10 protein-coding genes are annotated in these 15530 nt (G+C 29.2%); 7 read left to right on the top strand and 3 right to left on the bottom strand.

Going from position 1 to position 15530, the window contains the following annotated elements; all coding sequences use genetic code 11:
- From F7018_RS09395 to F7018_RS09375, 5 genes are all read left to right on the top strand, one after another.
- Positions 1–849, top strand: coding sequence for a glycosyl hydrolase family 18 protein (locus tag F7018_RS09395; RefSeq protein WP_150899806.1), 849 nt, complete (start codon positions 1–3; stop codon positions 847–849).
- Positions 850–1254: 405 nt separating this feature from the next.
- Positions 1255–2823 (top strand): hypothetical protein, encoded by a 1569-nt coding sequence (locus tag F7018_RS09390; protein WP_150899805.1) that lies wholly within the window; start codon positions 1255–1257, stop codon positions 2821–2823.
- Positions 2824–2896: 73 nt separating this feature from the next.
- Complete coding sequence (locus F7018_RS09385) at positions 2897–4519, top strand: hypothetical protein (RefSeq protein ID WP_150899804.1); 1623 nt, start codon at positions 2897–2899, stop codon at positions 4517–4519.
- Positions 4520–4773: 254 nt separating this feature from the next.
- Positions 4774–7563 (top strand): excinuclease ABC subunit UvrA, encoded by a 2790-nt coding sequence (uvrA, locus tag F7018_RS09380; protein WP_150899803.1) that lies wholly within the window; start codon positions 4774–4776, stop codon positions 7561–7563.
- 164 nt (positions 7564–7727) lie between these two features.
- Positions 7728–8303, top strand: coding sequence for a lipocalin family protein (locus tag F7018_RS09375; RefSeq protein ID WP_150899802.1), 576 nt, complete (start codon positions 7728–7730; stop codon positions 8301–8303).
- 152 nt (positions 8304–8455) lie between these two features.
- Here F7018_RS09375 and F7018_RS09370 read toward each other — a convergent pair whose 3' ends face one another.
- From F7018_RS09370 to F7018_RS09360, 3 genes are read right to left on the bottom strand one after another with little or no spacing between them, the layout of a single operon-like run.
- On the bottom strand, positions 8456–10219 hold the full coding sequence (locus F7018_RS09370) for a hypothetical protein (protein WP_150899801.1): 1764 nt from the start codon (positions 10217–10219) through the stop codon (positions 8456–8458).
- Between the two features lie 43 nt (positions 10220–10262).
- Positions 10263–10865, bottom strand: coding sequence for an HmuY family protein (locus tag F7018_RS09365; protein WP_150899800.1), 603 nt, complete (start codon positions 10863–10865; stop codon positions 10263–10265).
- Positions 10866–10898: 33 nt separating this feature from the next.
- Positions 10899–12989 (bottom strand): TonB-dependent receptor plug domain-containing protein, encoded by a 2091-nt coding sequence (locus tag F7018_RS09360; protein ID WP_150899799.1) that lies wholly within the window; start codon positions 12987–12989, stop codon positions 10899–10901.
- A gap of 99 nt (positions 12990–13088) precedes the next feature.
- On the opposite strand from F7018_RS09360, the gene F7018_RS09355 reads away from it, so the two are divergent.
- Positions 13089–13988: a DUF6607 family protein gene (locus F7018_RS09355; RefSeq protein ID WP_150899798.1), complete on the top strand. Its 900-nt coding sequence runs from the start codon at positions 13089–13091 to the stop codon at positions 13986–13988.
- A 5-nt stretch (positions 13989–13993) separates the two neighbouring features.
- Positions 13994–15484, top strand: a complete 1491-nt coding sequence (locus F7018_RS09350; protein WP_150899797.1) for an ankyrin repeat domain-containing protein — start codon at positions 13994–13996, stop codon at positions 15482–15484.
- Positions 15485–15530 lie beyond the last annotated feature (46 nt).

Raw genomic sequence — 15530 nt, 5'->3', positions numbered from 1 at the left:
ATGACAAAAAAAGTAGTTGGCTATTTTAGCAATTGGATTACACTTACCGATGTAAAAAGTAAATATAAAGGGTACACAGATATATTATTTTCATTCTGGCAAGACCCTAAAAAAGGAGTAATTGGAGCAGCTGAAGCTGTTGTAAATTCTCCTGAAATTATTAGTTTTTTAAAAAGTAAAGATAAAAAATGTATTCTTTCTGCTGGAGGCGAATATTTGAATCCTCTTAATTTTGACCCAAAAATATATGGTTCAGATCTTGCTAATTTTGCTATCCAACATCAATTTGATGGAATCGATTTAGACATAGAAAATATTTTAATGGATTCTCAAACTATTCAATGGTTAGTTGATGTAACAATAGCGGTAAACAAAACTAGCATGGAAAAGAACTATCCATTACAAATTTCCCATGCACCACAAGCACCATACTTTATGTTTAATGGAGGTTATAGTGAAATAGAAAGAAAAACTAATGGGATAATTGACTATTATAATATTCAATATTATAACCAAGGAAATTGGGAATATCAGTCTTATGAAGATTATAGTTCTTTATTTGAAATTCAGTATAGCTCCATACAAAATCCAACTTCTATATTAAGTATTACCAATCAGGAAATACCAGCTCATAAATTAATTTTGGGTAAACCAATTACTCCAAACGATGTAAACAATACTGGATATATTCCTACTGAAAAACTTGAAATTATATTAAGCAAAGCCACCGATAATAAAATAGAATTTGGAGGTGTAATGGGATGGAAAATAGATAGCGATATAAATGGACAATGGGGATTAGCAATGTCAAAAACACTACAAGACTCTAAAGTCAACATCAGTATTTAAAGCATCTATTTTTTTCTTAAAATATAGAAATATCAAAACCGAATCTCTAGTTTTTAATTAGAAATTCGGTTTCTTTAACAAGTTATTTTTTATATGCGAACTACTTCTTTACTAGAGTTATCTAACAGTTAAATAAAACAATTCAAAATGTTATATTTCATAATAAAAAACTTAAACCAAAACACATAAAAACCTTTTTCACAACACATTACATCACACTCACAACACAAAAAAAAGAATTCACAACATTATTTAAAAATCCTTCTTTCTATAAAAAGTAACTTTATATCAGAAGACGAAATAGCGCTATAAAATTAGTTTTCTAAAGTAGAGACAGAAACTACTTAAAAAAACGAGGCGTCCCCCGAAAAGCCATATGAGTAGGAATTTTTAACTAATCAAATTATGAATAACTTAATAGACAATCCTGTTATTGATGCTCAAGTAACCTCAGCCAATGACAATGAAAAAGTCCAAAGTAAATACTATGAAGTATTACAAGAACAAACTCAAAATGCTGTAAAAGGAATTATAAATGACTATGTGTACCCTATTCAATTTCCTGCCCAAGGTGGCTTCTTATACAATTGGCAAAATTTAAATAATATTTTTAATAGAGGAACATATGATATTTTAACTGGTAATGTTTCGCCAGGACATGTAAACCCTTCAGCCGCTCTTTCAACTGCTGGTTCATTCCCTAACAATTATATCCAAGTTTTAAGCGGTATTGAATATTCTTTAAATAATGAAGATACTATTAAATTAAATAAAGTACAAGGAAACGCTCAAGCTCAACAAGCAACTATAGTTCAAGATTATCAAACAACTTATGGAGAAATAACTGACAATCAAATAAAAGAAGCTAAAGAAGTTGTTGGAGCATGGGGAGTATCTACAAAATATGACTACATTATCAGTTATGTTTTAGGATCACAATGGAGCGGTACTCAAGTTGCCAATAAACCACCTTTAACTTACGATGAAATGTCATCAGCAAGGAACCTTAAAGATTTACTACCTAATAGACCTGGCTCATCTGACCAAGTAATTAATGATGTTTCTATTTATTTAAATATGACTGCTCCAGTAAATGCACTTCAAACCCAAATGCAAAACGGTTCTTGGACAGTAGCTCAAGCAATTAAAAACACTCAAGCTCCAAATAAAAAAAATGGAGGTATGAAAACATTTGATCCAGTTACAGGAAACATTGATGATAATTTTAGAACAGGTTGGAATCTTAATAAATCAATAGCAGAAATTCAAAATGACCTTAATAACGATTCTAGAGTTATTGAATTTAAGATGACAACATCAGAATCATCAGGTTCAAACCTTAATGTTAGTATTAATGGTAGCACAGGTTTTTCTGTTGGTTCATGGCTTAAATTTTCTTTAGGAACACAATTTTCTTATGACATGTCTACATTTCAAGGCACTAGTAAAGACGCCGAAATTACTGTGCAATATAAGGGTTATTCAATCCTTCCTATAAGTCCACAAGCATGGCAACAAGATATTAACACTGGCTGGTATAATGGTTCTATTATTCGACAAGCATATGAAAATCAAGGAAAAAATGTTAGTGGGTTTAAATTTGCATCTAGCACTCCTCCTCCTTTCAACTTTAAAGATTTTAGAGAAGGAGGTAACTTTGGCTGGATGAATAACTTTATTATTAGTAACTACCCAACAATAATTATTAAATATAAAAATGCTGATTTCAATAGTTTTAAAGAAGCTTGGAGCACTAAAACCTCAGGTAATTTAAAATTATTTGGTTTTATATCTTTAGGAAGCTTTAGTGCTGGTGCCTCTGGAGGAAGATATGAAAAGGGTGCTAATAATTCTGAATTCACATTAACTTTCGAACCTTCTAAAGAAATAATATCTGTTCCTGAATTTCAAAAACAAGGTTTTGTAATCGCTGGAGCTATTACAAACCCTGGAGTATCAGGAAAAAGTGAATAATTAACTTAGTTTTCTTTAAATAGTTTCAAAAAGGGAGAATTCTATTTCTCCCTTTTAAATTTCAATTATTTTTATGTCTAAAATACTCGCCTATTTTCCATCTTTGTTTTTAATAATATTTTCTTTTTTTAATTCTTTTAATTTAACTTCACAAAACAAAATATTAAACAACAATAATGAGTCTTCCTACAATAGACGTCTTTCAGGCTGGAGCAAATTATTACGAAAAAAGGGGATAATCACCAATTCTGACACACTACTCCCTCTAATTGATCCTAATCATAACCGTTTCCCTTATAATTACCTTAATTCTAATCAAAACTTTAATCAATCAACGTATGACCTTATTAGTTCAAGAGTAATTTCTAACCCCACAAAAGGAACAGTAAAACTTTCATCTTCTGATAATTTTATTAACGCCTATAAACAATTAATTACGTCTATTAAATATCAATTAAGCACTCACGATAAACTTCTCCTTGAAGAAGAATATTTAATGCAAAAAAAAAATGCTGAGAAAATTGTTTTAGTTTACGAAACCCTATTTGATTCTATTAGTCGAATAAAAATAAACTATGCGAACAAAATATTAGCGCCTTACAAACTATCTATTAACAATAAACTAGATTATATTTTTCTTTATAAAATAGGGTACCAATGGAGTGACTCTGAAAATAAAAAAAAACCTTTTCTATTTCATCAAATAGTGAATGAGGAAAATTTAGATTCTTTTCTACCTAAAATGCCTGCATCTTGCTCTCAGTTACTACCTTATATAATAAGTTATATTGATCAATATAGGAGTATTAGAACTACAGCAAATAACCTTAGTTACAATTCAAATCTCATTTTACATTCTATTAAAAATTTGAGATACCCTAATAAAAATAATGGGGGGTTAATTACTTTTGACCCTATTGATGGAAAAACTTATCAATTCTCTCCAGCTTTTAAAATTGGAATATCAATGGCAGAAATTAAAAATTCATTAAATGATAAAAGTAGAATTATTGAAATTAACATAAACCAAACTAAAGACTCTCCTGATAATAACAATATTAACAACGACATGAACAAACCAACATTTGTTCCCTACAATAATTCAAACAACTCATATTCTTTTATAAATTCAAGAGATAATTTAATAAGCATTAAAATTGAATATAAAGGTTACGTTTTTATTCCTGTAACACCATTAAATTTTATCGAAAACAAACAAAAAACAAAGGAAATTAATTCAGCAAATAAAAGTTGGGGATGGTATTTTGAAAGCGTCATAAACCAATCTATGAATAACCCCAAATGTAAAAATACTGGTTTTTGTTTCATCAGTCCTCCTCCTTACAATTCAGGGAGTTTAACTCATAGTAGTAATTTTGGAAGAATCACAGGATTATTAGTTGCAAATCCACCTACCATAACTATTTATTATAAAAAAAACGCTTCTTTTTCTTCTACTATTCATGAACCATCTACAATTGGCATCTTAAAAATACCTTTTGCGCAAATTAATGACTCATATACATATACAAAATATTCAGTAAATAGTACTATTGATAAAATATTATTCACCCCTTCAAAGGATATTAAAGTCAAAATAAAAAGCGATAACTCTAAAGAAATTATTTCTGTCCCTTTATATTCTAAAACAGCAAATATATTAATGATTTCGGCTTCTTTTCCTACTAAGCATTAATACGAAAAGCACTACATAAATCATAAGCCCCCTTTCTAATTTACTCTTTGTAATTTTTAATAAAGGTTATTTATACATATGTAGTATAATGAATTTATGAAACATCATAAATAGTTTCTTATGAAGTTTCATAATCAATAAAAAACAAATAAATCGCTCTACTTGATAGTGTGGTTTTAATTTAAACTACACTTTAATATCTGTTTCTTACCTAAAAAATAAACCGTACTTTTATCGTTTATTTTTTTGTGTAAATGAAGACAGATATTTCTACTATAAATCCTAAAGAAAACATCATTATAAAAGGAGCAAGTCTCCATAACTTAAAAAATATAGATGTCGTTATTCCTCGTAATAAATTAGTTGTTATTACTGGACTTTCTGGTTCAGGGAAATCATCCTTAGCTTTTGATACTTTGTATGCAGAAGGTCAAAGGCGCTATGTAGAAAGTTTATCGTCTTATGCACGTCAATTCTTAGGTAAATTACACAAACCAAAAGTAGATTATATTAAAGGTATTGCTCCAGCAATTGCCATAGAGCAAAAGGTAAATTCTACCAACCCAAGATCAACCGTGGGTACCTCAACAGAAATTTACGATTATATCAAATTATTATATGCTCGTATTGGAAAAACCTTCTCTCCTATTTCTGGTAATGAAGTAAAGAAACATACGGTTTCCGACGTTTTAAATTTTGTAAAACAATTTGAAGAACGTACTAAATTATTGTTATTAGCTCCTATTACAATCAACGAAAAAAGAGATATCAAAACAGTAATTCAGGTATTAACCCAACAGGGATATGCTCGTATAAAACATAACGAGACAGTGTATCGAATTGATGAATTTCCTATTGCTGATTTTAAAGGCAACGAACTGCTTTTAGTTGTAGATCGAATTGTTGTAAAAAATGAAGAAGATTTTTACAATCGTTTAGGAGATGCTGTACAAACTGCTTTTTTTGAAGGAAAAGGAATTTGTTTTATTGAAAACTTAACCGATAATAAGCTTACTGAATTTAGCAATAAATTTGAATTGGATGGAATTTCCTTTTTAGAACCAAATACACACCTTTTTAGTTTTAACAATCCTTATGGAGCTTGTCCAACTTGTGAAGGTTACGGAAGTGTTATAGGAATTGATGAAGAATTAGTAATTCCTAATACTGGACTTTCTATTTATGAAGATGCTATTTTCCCTTTCAAAACAGATAGTTATAAAGAATATAAGGATAACTTAATTTTAAATGCTTCAGACTTTGATATTCCAATTCATAAACCTTGGTTTGAGCTTACTGAAGAGCAAAAACAATTAGTTTGGAATGGTACTAAAAAGTTTGATGGAATTAATAGTCTATTCAAAAAATTAGAAGAAAAAAGCTATAAAATTCAAAATCGAGTAATGTTATCTCGATATAGAGGTAAAACCACTTGTACTAATTGTAATGGTAAACGTTTGCGAAAAGAAGCAAATTATGTACAAGTATATGGTAAAGTAATTTCTGATTTGGTTAGCTTACCATTAGATGAACTTGCTGCTTTTTTTAAAAGTATACAACTTAACAAATACGAAGAAAAAATAGGAAAACGATTACTTACTGAGATTAATAACCGTTTACAATTTTTACAAGACGTTGGATTAAACTATTTAACCTTAAATAGAACTTCAAACACACTTTCAGGAGGAGAAAGTCAACGTATAAACTTAGCTACTTCGTTAGGAAGTTCTTTAGTAGGTTCAATGTATATTTTAGATGAACCTAGTATTGGATTACATCCAAAAGATACAGAAAGGTTAATTGGAGTTTTAAAAAACCTACGCGACTTAGGTAATACTGTTATTGTTGTAGAACATGACGAAGATATTATGAAAGAAGCCGATTATGTTATTGATATAGGTCCAGAAGCAGGTACTTATGGTGGTAATGTAGTAGCAGAAGGTACTTTTAAAGAAATATTAAAATCAGAATCATTAACTGCTCAATACTTATCAGAAAAACTAAAAATAGAGGTTCCTGTACAACGTAGAGCTTCCAAAAATACTATTGATATTATTGGAGCTCGTGAAAACAATTTAAAAAACATTAATGTTTCTTTCCCCCTAAATAACCTAACTGTTATTACAGGAGTATCTGGTAGTGGAAAAAGTACTTTAGTTAAGAAAATTCTATATCCAGTAATGCAAAAAGAATTGATTGGATATGGAAATAAAATTGGACAATACACAGAAATCAAAGGAAGTTATGATAATTTAAAACATGTTGAATTCATAGATCAAAACCCAATAGGTCGTTCATCAAGATCTAATCCAGTTACATACATAAAGGCTTATGATGATATTCGTAAATTATTATCAACTCAAAAGCTATCAAAAATACGTAACTATCAACCAAAGCATTTTTCTTTTAACGTAGAAGGCGGTCGCTGTGAAGTTTGTAAAGGTGAAGGAGAAGTTACTATTGAAATGCAATTTATGGCTGATGTTCATTTAGAGTGTGAAGCTTGTAATGGAAAACGCTTTAAAAAGGAGGTTTTAGAAGTTACTTTCGAAGGGAAGTCTATTGACGATATCTTAAATCTTACCATAGATGATGCTGTTGCCTTCTTTACAAAACACAATCAACCTAAAATTGCAAAGAAATTAAAACCTCTACACGATGTTGGATTAGGATATGTTCAACTAGGACAATCTTCTTCTACCCTTTCAGGAGGTGAAGCACAACGTATAAAACTAGCTTCTTTTTTAGTAAAAGGAAACACTAAAGATAAAGCCTTATTTATTTTTGACGAACCGACAACAGGTTTACATTTCCATGATATAAAAAAATTATTAGCTTCATTCAACGCATTAATAGAAAGAGGGCATTCAATCATTGTAATTGAACATAATATAGAACTTATTAAGTGTGCCGATTATATTATTGATTTAGGTTTAGAAGGTGGAAAAAATGGAGGTCAATTAATTTTCACAGGTACTCCAGAAGAATTGGCTAAAAATAAAAAATCATATACTTCTAAATATTTGGCAGAAAAAATTATCTAACATTAAAATATTACTATTTTCATTTTATTATTTCTCTAAAAAGAATATTTTTACGGAAAAAATGAAAGCTGCTATGAAAAATCTTTTTTTAACCTCCGGTTAATTAGTTATTTTCCATACTCTTTCATAAACTAACTTTTTAAATATTTTAAACAAAAAACATTATGAAAAAAATTATGTTAATGAAACTAGTATTAATATTTTCAATTATTACTTTTACTAGCTGTACTGATTCTGATGAAAATATAAACTACAATCAGAATGACCTTATTGGTGAATGGAAACTTACCAATTATAAATATGATGGAAATTTAGAAATTTCTGGAGGTCCAATAACAATTCCAAAAACAAGTTTTGTTGGAGAAGGAATTAATATTAATGCTACTACAGCTTTTACTGAAAACCCAAATAAAACGAATGCATCTGGTTCTTATGATATTAAAACAACTTCAACAACGAGTGGTCAAACACATACAGAAACATTTAAAGTAGAAAATATTACTAGTGAAGCTGACTGGGAATTAAATAATAACATTTTAACTATTAAAAATGGAGAATTAATTAAGGCAAATTTACCAGATCAAATTAATAATACGGTAAATCTAGGTGACGCTGATTTTAAAATTACTGAGCTAACTCCTAACTCTTTAAAATTAAGAAAAACCATCGAACAAAAGATTTCTCAAGGAGGAATTACAGTGAACACTACTATAAACATAGTTATAGATTATACTAAATAGTAATATAGTTTATAAAAAATCTTAACACAGGTCTTCTAATAATTAGGCTTGTGTTTTTTTTATAAAAAAGAATGGTTTAATCATAATGATTAAACCATTCAAACGTAACAAAAACTAACAAAATTCAATAATTACATTACTGAAGTTTTTCTTTATCTAATAATAATCTTTTTAGAGAAAACTTCTCCATCATATATTATTCTACAAACATAAATTCCTTTATTTATACCTTTCGTTGTATTATATTCAAAATTCCAATTACCTTTTTTCACTTTTCCTTCATACACTGTAGACTTTTTACCATCTATTATAGAAACTAATGAAATATTAAGATTTGTGTCCTTTTTAAAATTCGATTTTATTTTTATTTGCTCAGTTAAATTATCAACTAATAAATTAAAATCTTTTTTACCTTCTATAATTTCTGGAATATCTAATAATTCGGTTTCATTCTGAGAATGAGACACTATTTGTTTTTTAGATGATTTTGATGAACTCTTACCAAAATAATCTGAACTATCTCCTCCAGACATATTTATAGAATTAGAATACTGAGTTCTTCCTTCTGAATCTGTAGTTAACCTATGAAAAAATAATGTTTCTTTACATGGTGAACTACTAACCCATGGCATGGTCACTGTATGATCTTTAGAAGTGGCACCAGGAATAGGTTCATTATAAGCATAAATATGGTCAGCTGCACATTCAATTGTAAAATACCATTGATATGTATAACTTCCACTTCCTCCTGTTGGTGTAGTTCCATTAAAAACTCCTGAACCTGAAGATGTAGAAATAGAGTTATTTCTTATACCTTTATTGTCTGGATTCTGTTTAATTGTAATAATATTACTAAAGCTACTTCTTCCTGTTTTTACAGAATAGGCATGTCTTCTATATTGGACATAATATGGTTCCGCAGCATAATCTGGAAGCGCTCTTTTAAATACATAATCTTTACTATTTCCTACTGTATTTGTCCATATACCATAATCACTTTTACCTGGGAATTTAGTTCGAGAATCCCAATCATAAACAAAATCACCACTTCCATCTCCTGGAATTGTACCTGTTAAAGTTGCTGGGATTTCGTCATAATTTAAAGTTTGATCACAACAAATCACATTATTTGCTAAAGGTATTTCTACAGTAATCAATACTTGATTACTAACAGTATTATTAAAACCATAAGATTTTACTATCCTTCTAAAATAAGTAGTTTTATTAAGAATTCCAGGATTAAAATCTTTTGATGTTGCTCCAGGAATATTTGTATAAACTCTTTCTCCTAAGGATTGTTTTTGCCATTGAAATGAATAACTACCATTTCCTCCAGTGGGCATAGTACCTGTTAAAACAGATGCACTCTTTCCTGCCTTTATTGTTTGATTTCCACTAATCTTATTATTTAAAATTCCAACTTGATCAATAGATACCTTAAAACCATCACTTAACCATCTGTTCCCCCAGTTAGACTCAAACTTAGCAAATAATGAGCCAATTTTTCCCGATTCAAACATATCTTTGGTTAAAATAAAAGTAATTTCAGACACCCAATTAGTCATAAACCTATTTTCTCTATATACAGGATTACCAATTGAATACGTTTTTCCAGTTGAATTTTTCCTATACATCATTTGCCTAAACCCCTGAAAAACCCCACTATGATTAAAAACCAAAACATTAGCTTTCAAGTGAACATACCCATCAGATGGGATTTTTATTGTTTCATTTGAAGAAATCTTATCACCATAAGTATACTCTAAACTAGTAATAGTTACACTATGAGAACTGGATTTCTTGATTGGCTCTAGTAAATCAATTGATCCTTCAGGTTTAATAATGTTTTGCCCTAATGAATTTGTTATAGTTAAAATAAATAAAACTATAGGTATCGTTAAAAGTAATTGTTTCATTTTCATAGATTTAAGCTTGGTTATTTGATTTTATTTAATAATATTATTTTAAACTTTTATCTCCAACATTTGGGTTGTATACATAGTCAAACGTATAATATCTTGCTTCTTTAGATGTTAAATCTTTATAGTAACTTTTTATCTCCATCTTAGCATAGTTTCCATCAATAGTTTTAATAACTATAATTGTACCAGCATTAGCAGTAACAACACCATTACTATAAGTATACCAACCAGCTCCACTCACAGGTAAAGCATATACCCCTTTTGCATCTTGTTTAAATTCACTATCCGCTGGTGCCATTAAAACTTTTGAAAACTCACTATTTACAACAGCTAACGATGCATTACCAGTTCTTTCTGGCTCATCTGTTAATCCATATTTACTTCCACCATTTACAATTACCCTAAGACCTCTAAAAGCAATATCCCAATTATCTCCAGTTACTTTTTTACCTTCCTTAAAACTAAACTTTGTAAATTCTCCAGATATTGGTCCTTGGCCAAAACCTCCATTTTGAGGTGCATATAAGTTTGATATCGTTTTAGCTTCAACCGACTTAACTACTGGAGTATCACTATCACTACAAGAAGTAGCTACAAAAGATATAATTGCTAAAACTAAAAGTGTTTTTAATTGTTTCATTTTTAATTGATTTATTAATGTTTAAGGTTTATTTTAAAATTTAAAAGTTATTCTACTATATACTGTTCTACCTAATAATAATGTACTGTCATCAGGTATTCTCTGACCATTCACTACAGAGAAAAAAGTATCCTTATTACTTTTTCCTTGTTCATTAAAAACATTATCAACTCCTAATTGCAATGTCATTAAGTTAAAGAAGGTTTTATCTACAGCTACATTTATTCGCATTTGAGAAGCTACAAACTTATCATAGTTATCAATAACTCCTTTACTATTATTAGTATCTCTTAGTGCATATTTGCTTCTATAAACCGCTCTAATATTCGCCGTAAAATCATGTTCAAAGTTTTCATAAAACAACTTTAAGTTTGCAGTATGTTTTGATCGGTTTGGTAAACCGAAATACTGAGAAAGAGTTAACTGTTCTGATGGAGATGAAGGTGTTCTTCTAAAAAATACTTTCCCATCTTTTATTAAACGCTCTTGTTCTTTATCACCTGTATCTAAGAATTGATAACCTCCTATTAATCTAAAATTATTGGAAATTCTATAATTTACATCTACCTCTACTCCTTGAGTATATACTTCACTAATATTTCTATAAGAAAAAGTTCGAGTGCCAGGAGATAATCCTAAATCTGTTGCAGATAATTGGGTATCGAAAGTATCTATCAAATCTTGAATATCATTTCTAAATAAATTAATTCCAATATTTAAACTTGACAAGGGTTTTAATTGAAGTCCAAAATTATACCCTATTGAGTTTTCAGGCTTTAAGTCTCTTTCAATATTATTAATACCTGTGGCATTTGGATATAAATCATGTAAAGTTTGAGTTCCAAGAACTATATATCCTCCAGATGAATTTCTAAAGTTAAAATACAATTGACGGAAATCTGGAGCCTTGAATCCATAACCTACTGATCCTTTAGCTGTAACCCAATTGTTTATTTTATAACTTGCAGAAAGTTTTGGTGAAAATGCCGATTTATATTTATTATGACTATCAAATCTAGCACCAGCTACAATGTTTAAATTCTCTATTGGATTGAAATCATACTGACCAAAAACATATTGAGCTTCGTATTTCTTGTTTCCATCGAAAGCACTTCTTTCTAAGGCATCAAAGTTTGCTCCTACACCAGCTACTACAGTACCATAATCTCCTAATGAAACAGTAGTTTTTATTTCAGGTCTAAACAGACTTCTATTAAATAAATCTAAACTTCCATTAAAAATACTCTCCGTTTTATAACGAGTTCCATAAAATGTGTAATCTATATCCCACGAATCAGAAAGCTTATGAGAAACATTCGCATTAAAATTCCAATCAGTTTGTTTGTTATCTGAAGAAGGATTATTCTGTTCTTGTTTATAATACCTACCATCTACTAGAGCTTTTAGTTTATCAGAAAAATCATAACTAAGTTGTAAATTACCTGTATAATTTTGGTGCGGATATGTTGTTTTAGAGTTAGGAGATTCAGGCGTTAAATCAAATCCTTTACTTGAATTCAAATTAAGACCTGCTACAATTCCAAACTTATTTTTTTTAGAAATTACATTAGTATTAATATCTAACTCATTTCTTGCTCCTCCTCTAGCTAACAATTGTAAATCTCCTTTAAATTGCCCTTCTTTTGGTTGCTCAGTAATAATATTTATTACTCCACCAATAGCTTCTGAACCATATAAAGAAGACGATGGTCCTTTTACTATTTCTATCTGTTTAATATTATTTACAGTAAGCCTTCGTAAATCTATATTTCCTGCTGTTCTACCTACAACTGGTACTCCATCAATTAATATTAGAGTATAATCAGCAGCTACACCTTGCAATTGAACTCCTTCTGAATTTCCAAAGTCAGAAACCATTACAATTCCTGTTTGTTCTAATAATATATCTCTTAACCTTACAGAACCTGACTGTTGTAATTGTTTTTTTGATACTAATGTTACTGGCATTGGTACTGAAGACAACTGCCTTTTGGTTCTAGTTGCAGTAACCACAACTTCATCTAAGTCATTATGTTTTATACTATCTCTACTTTGTTCTTCTTGAGAGAAAACTACTATTCCTGTAAACACAAGTAGAAAAGTTAAAATTTTATTTAGAAACATTCTTAATAATTTTCGGCAAATATATATAGTTATTTTAAATCAATCTAAATAAATTTTATATTTTTGTGAAAAATTTTTAAAAACATAATAAAACAAACAATGAGAAACTTATTCGTAGTAACTCTAATAACGTTTGCAGCATTCACTGTAAATGCACAAAGCAAAAAAAGTAAAGACTTAAAAGCCATTAAGAAAATGTGTGGTTGTTTTGAAGTGACTTTTAACTTTACTGAGACATTTAACTATAGTAAAGATTCATTATATAAGCCTTCAAAAACCAAAATCGCCAAAGGTTTAGAATGGGCTGAATTAGTGGAAGATGAAAAAAACAAAATATCAATCCAACATTTATTACAAGTAGGTAGTCCAGACAAACCATATATTGTTAAGCACTGGAGACAAGATTGGATGTATCAAAACCGTGATTTCTATATGTTTAATGGAGACAACAATTGGTTATATGTAAACAAACCAAAATCTGACGTTAAAAAACAATGGACACAAAAGGTATATCAAGTAGATGATAGTCCACGTTATGAAGGATCTGGTACTTGGGTTCATGTTGATGGAAAAAGCTATTGGGAAAACACTACTGATGCTCCATTACCAAGAAGAGAATATACTCAAAGAGCTGATTATAATGTTACCGAAAGAGGTAATCGTCATGAAATAACTGATTACGGTTGGGTTCACGATCAAGATAACAAGAAGGTAGTACGTAAAGCAGGAGAAAAAGATTTTGTTATTGCAAAAGAAAAAGGATACAATACTTATGTAAGAGTTCCAGATTCTCGTTGTCAAGCTGCTCAAGATTGGTGGAAAAAGAACCAAGCTAAGTGGCAATCGGTTAGAAATAAATGGTCTGAGGTTTACGGAAGAAATAAAGACCTATCTTTGAAGGCTAAAGTTGACAATAAAGCGTTATTCAAACACCTTTATTCTGAAAAGCTTAAAGAAGACGAAATGAATAACATTATAGAGTCATTTGTAAAAAAATAATCTAAATGAAATCATTAAATATTAAATTACTACTGAGTTTATTTTTAATAAGCTCGGTAGTTTTTGCTCAAAACACAAACATCTTTTTAAAGAGAGATTTTTGGAAAACTAAACCTTCTATTGACCAAGTTGAACAAAAAATTAAAGAAGGTAACAGTGCTACAAAACTAAACAGATATGGTTTTGATGCTGTTGTATATGCTTTGTTAGAAAATGCAGACGAAAATGTAATTAAACACTTACTTAGCAAAAAAGGAAATGATGTTAACAAATTAACTCATGATGGTAGGACTTATATTTTTTGGGCAGCCTATAAAAATAACATGCCAATTGTTAACTATTTATTGAACAATGGTGCTAAAACTGATGTCATTGATGATAAAGGATATTCACTACTAAACTTCGCTGCTGTTGCAGGTGTAACAAACACAAAACTGTATGACCTTTTAATAAGTAAAGGAGCAAACATTTTAAAAGATAAAACTCCTAAAGGAGCTAATGCTTTGTTATTAATTACTCCAAAATTAGAAGACTTTAAATTAGTAGACTATTTCACTAAAAAAGGGTTAGATATTAATTCTACCGATAAAGATGGTAATGGTGCTTTTAATTATACTGCTCAATCTGGTAATAAAAAAATGCTAGAATTACTGATTAAAAAAGGATTACCATATAAAACATTGAATAAAAAAGGTGGAAATGCAATGCTATTTGCGACCAGAGGTTCTAGAAGAGGTTATAACTCATTAGACTATTTTAAATATTTAGAAGGTTTAGGAATTAATCCAAACATTACTAATAAAGAAGGTACTACTCCTTTACACAATTTATCATATAGAAATAAAGATATAGCAACTTACGAGTATTTTATTGACAAAGGTGTAGATGCAAACCAAGCTAATAAAGAAGGAAATACTCCTTTATTAAATGCTTCGAGTAGAAATTCTATAGAGATTATAAAATTATTAGCTGACAAAACGAAAGATATTAATCATACTAATAAGGATGGTAGATCTGCTTTAACTTATGCTTTAAGAAACAAACCTGAAGTAGTTGATTATTTTATATCAAAAGGCTCTGATGTTGCTATAGTTGACAAAAAAGGAAACAACTTAAACTATTATTTATTCAAAACATTTAACCCTAAAAATAAAGAGGAGTTTTCTAAAAAACTAAATGCTTTAAAATCTAAAGGATTAGATGTTGAAAAAACTCAGAAAGACGGAAATACTTTATATCATTTAGCTGTAGATAAGCAAAGCATTCCAATGTTAGATTTTATTAAAGAATATAAAATTAATATTAATGCAAAAAATAACAAAGGTTTAACAGCATTACAAAAAGCGGTTATGACTGCTAAAAATGATAAGATTATCAAACACTTAGTATCGTTAGGCGCAAATAAATCTGTAAAAACAGATTTTGATGAAACCTTATATGACTTAGCAAAAGAAAACGAAGCATTAAAAAATATCGATATTAGCTTTTTGAAATAAACAATTGAATTAAAAAATGATAAAAAAACTTTCAATACTTTTTATA

This window comes from Tenacibaculum aiptasiae, assembly GCF_008806755.1.
Taxonomy (GTDB): Bacteria; Bacteroidota; Bacteroidia; order Flavobacteriales; family Flavobacteriaceae; genus Polaribacter; species Polaribacter aiptasiae.
The sequence above is the reverse complement of the archived record's forward strand: the minus strand, read 5'-3'. Positions and strand labels throughout refer to the sequence as shown.

Excerpts from the sequence above, each read along its gene's own strand:
- F7018_RS09395 (WP_150899806.1), top strand. The coding sequence starts at position 1 with ATGACAAAAAAAGTAGTTGGCTATTTTAGCAATTGGATTACACTTACC.
- F7018_RS09390 (WP_150899805.1), top strand. The coding sequence starts at position 1,255 with ATGAATAACTTAATAGACAATCCTGTTATTGATGCTCAAGTAACCTCA.
- F7018_RS09385 (WP_150899804.1), top strand. The coding sequence starts at position 2,897 with ATGTCTAAAATACTCGCCTATTTTCCATCTTTGTTTTTAATAATATTT.
- uvrA (WP_150899803.1), top strand. The coding sequence starts at position 4,774 with ATGAAGACAGATATTTCTACTATAAATCCTAAAGAAAACATCATTATA.
- F7018_RS09375 (WP_150899802.1), top strand. The coding sequence starts at position 7,728 with ATGAAAAAAATTATGTTAATGAAACTAGTATTAATATTTTCAATTATT.
- F7018_RS09370 (WP_150899801.1), bottom strand. The coding sequence starts at position 10,219 with ATGAAACAATTACTTTTAACGATACCTATAGTTTTATTTATTTTAACT.
- F7018_RS09365 (WP_150899800.1), bottom strand. The coding sequence starts at position 10,865 with ATGAAACAATTAAAAACACTTTTAGTTTTAGCAATTATATCTTTTGTA.
- F7018_RS09360 (WP_150899799.1), bottom strand. The coding sequence starts at position 12,989 with ATGTTTCTAAATAAAATTTTAACTTTTCTACTTGTGTTTACAGGAATA.
- F7018_RS09355 (WP_150899798.1), top strand. The coding sequence starts at position 13,089 with ATGAGAAACTTATTCGTAGTAACTCTAATAACGTTTGCAGCATTCACT.
- F7018_RS09350 (WP_150899797.1), top strand. The coding sequence starts at position 13,994 with ATGAAATCATTAAATATTAAATTACTACTGAGTTTATTTTTAATAAGC.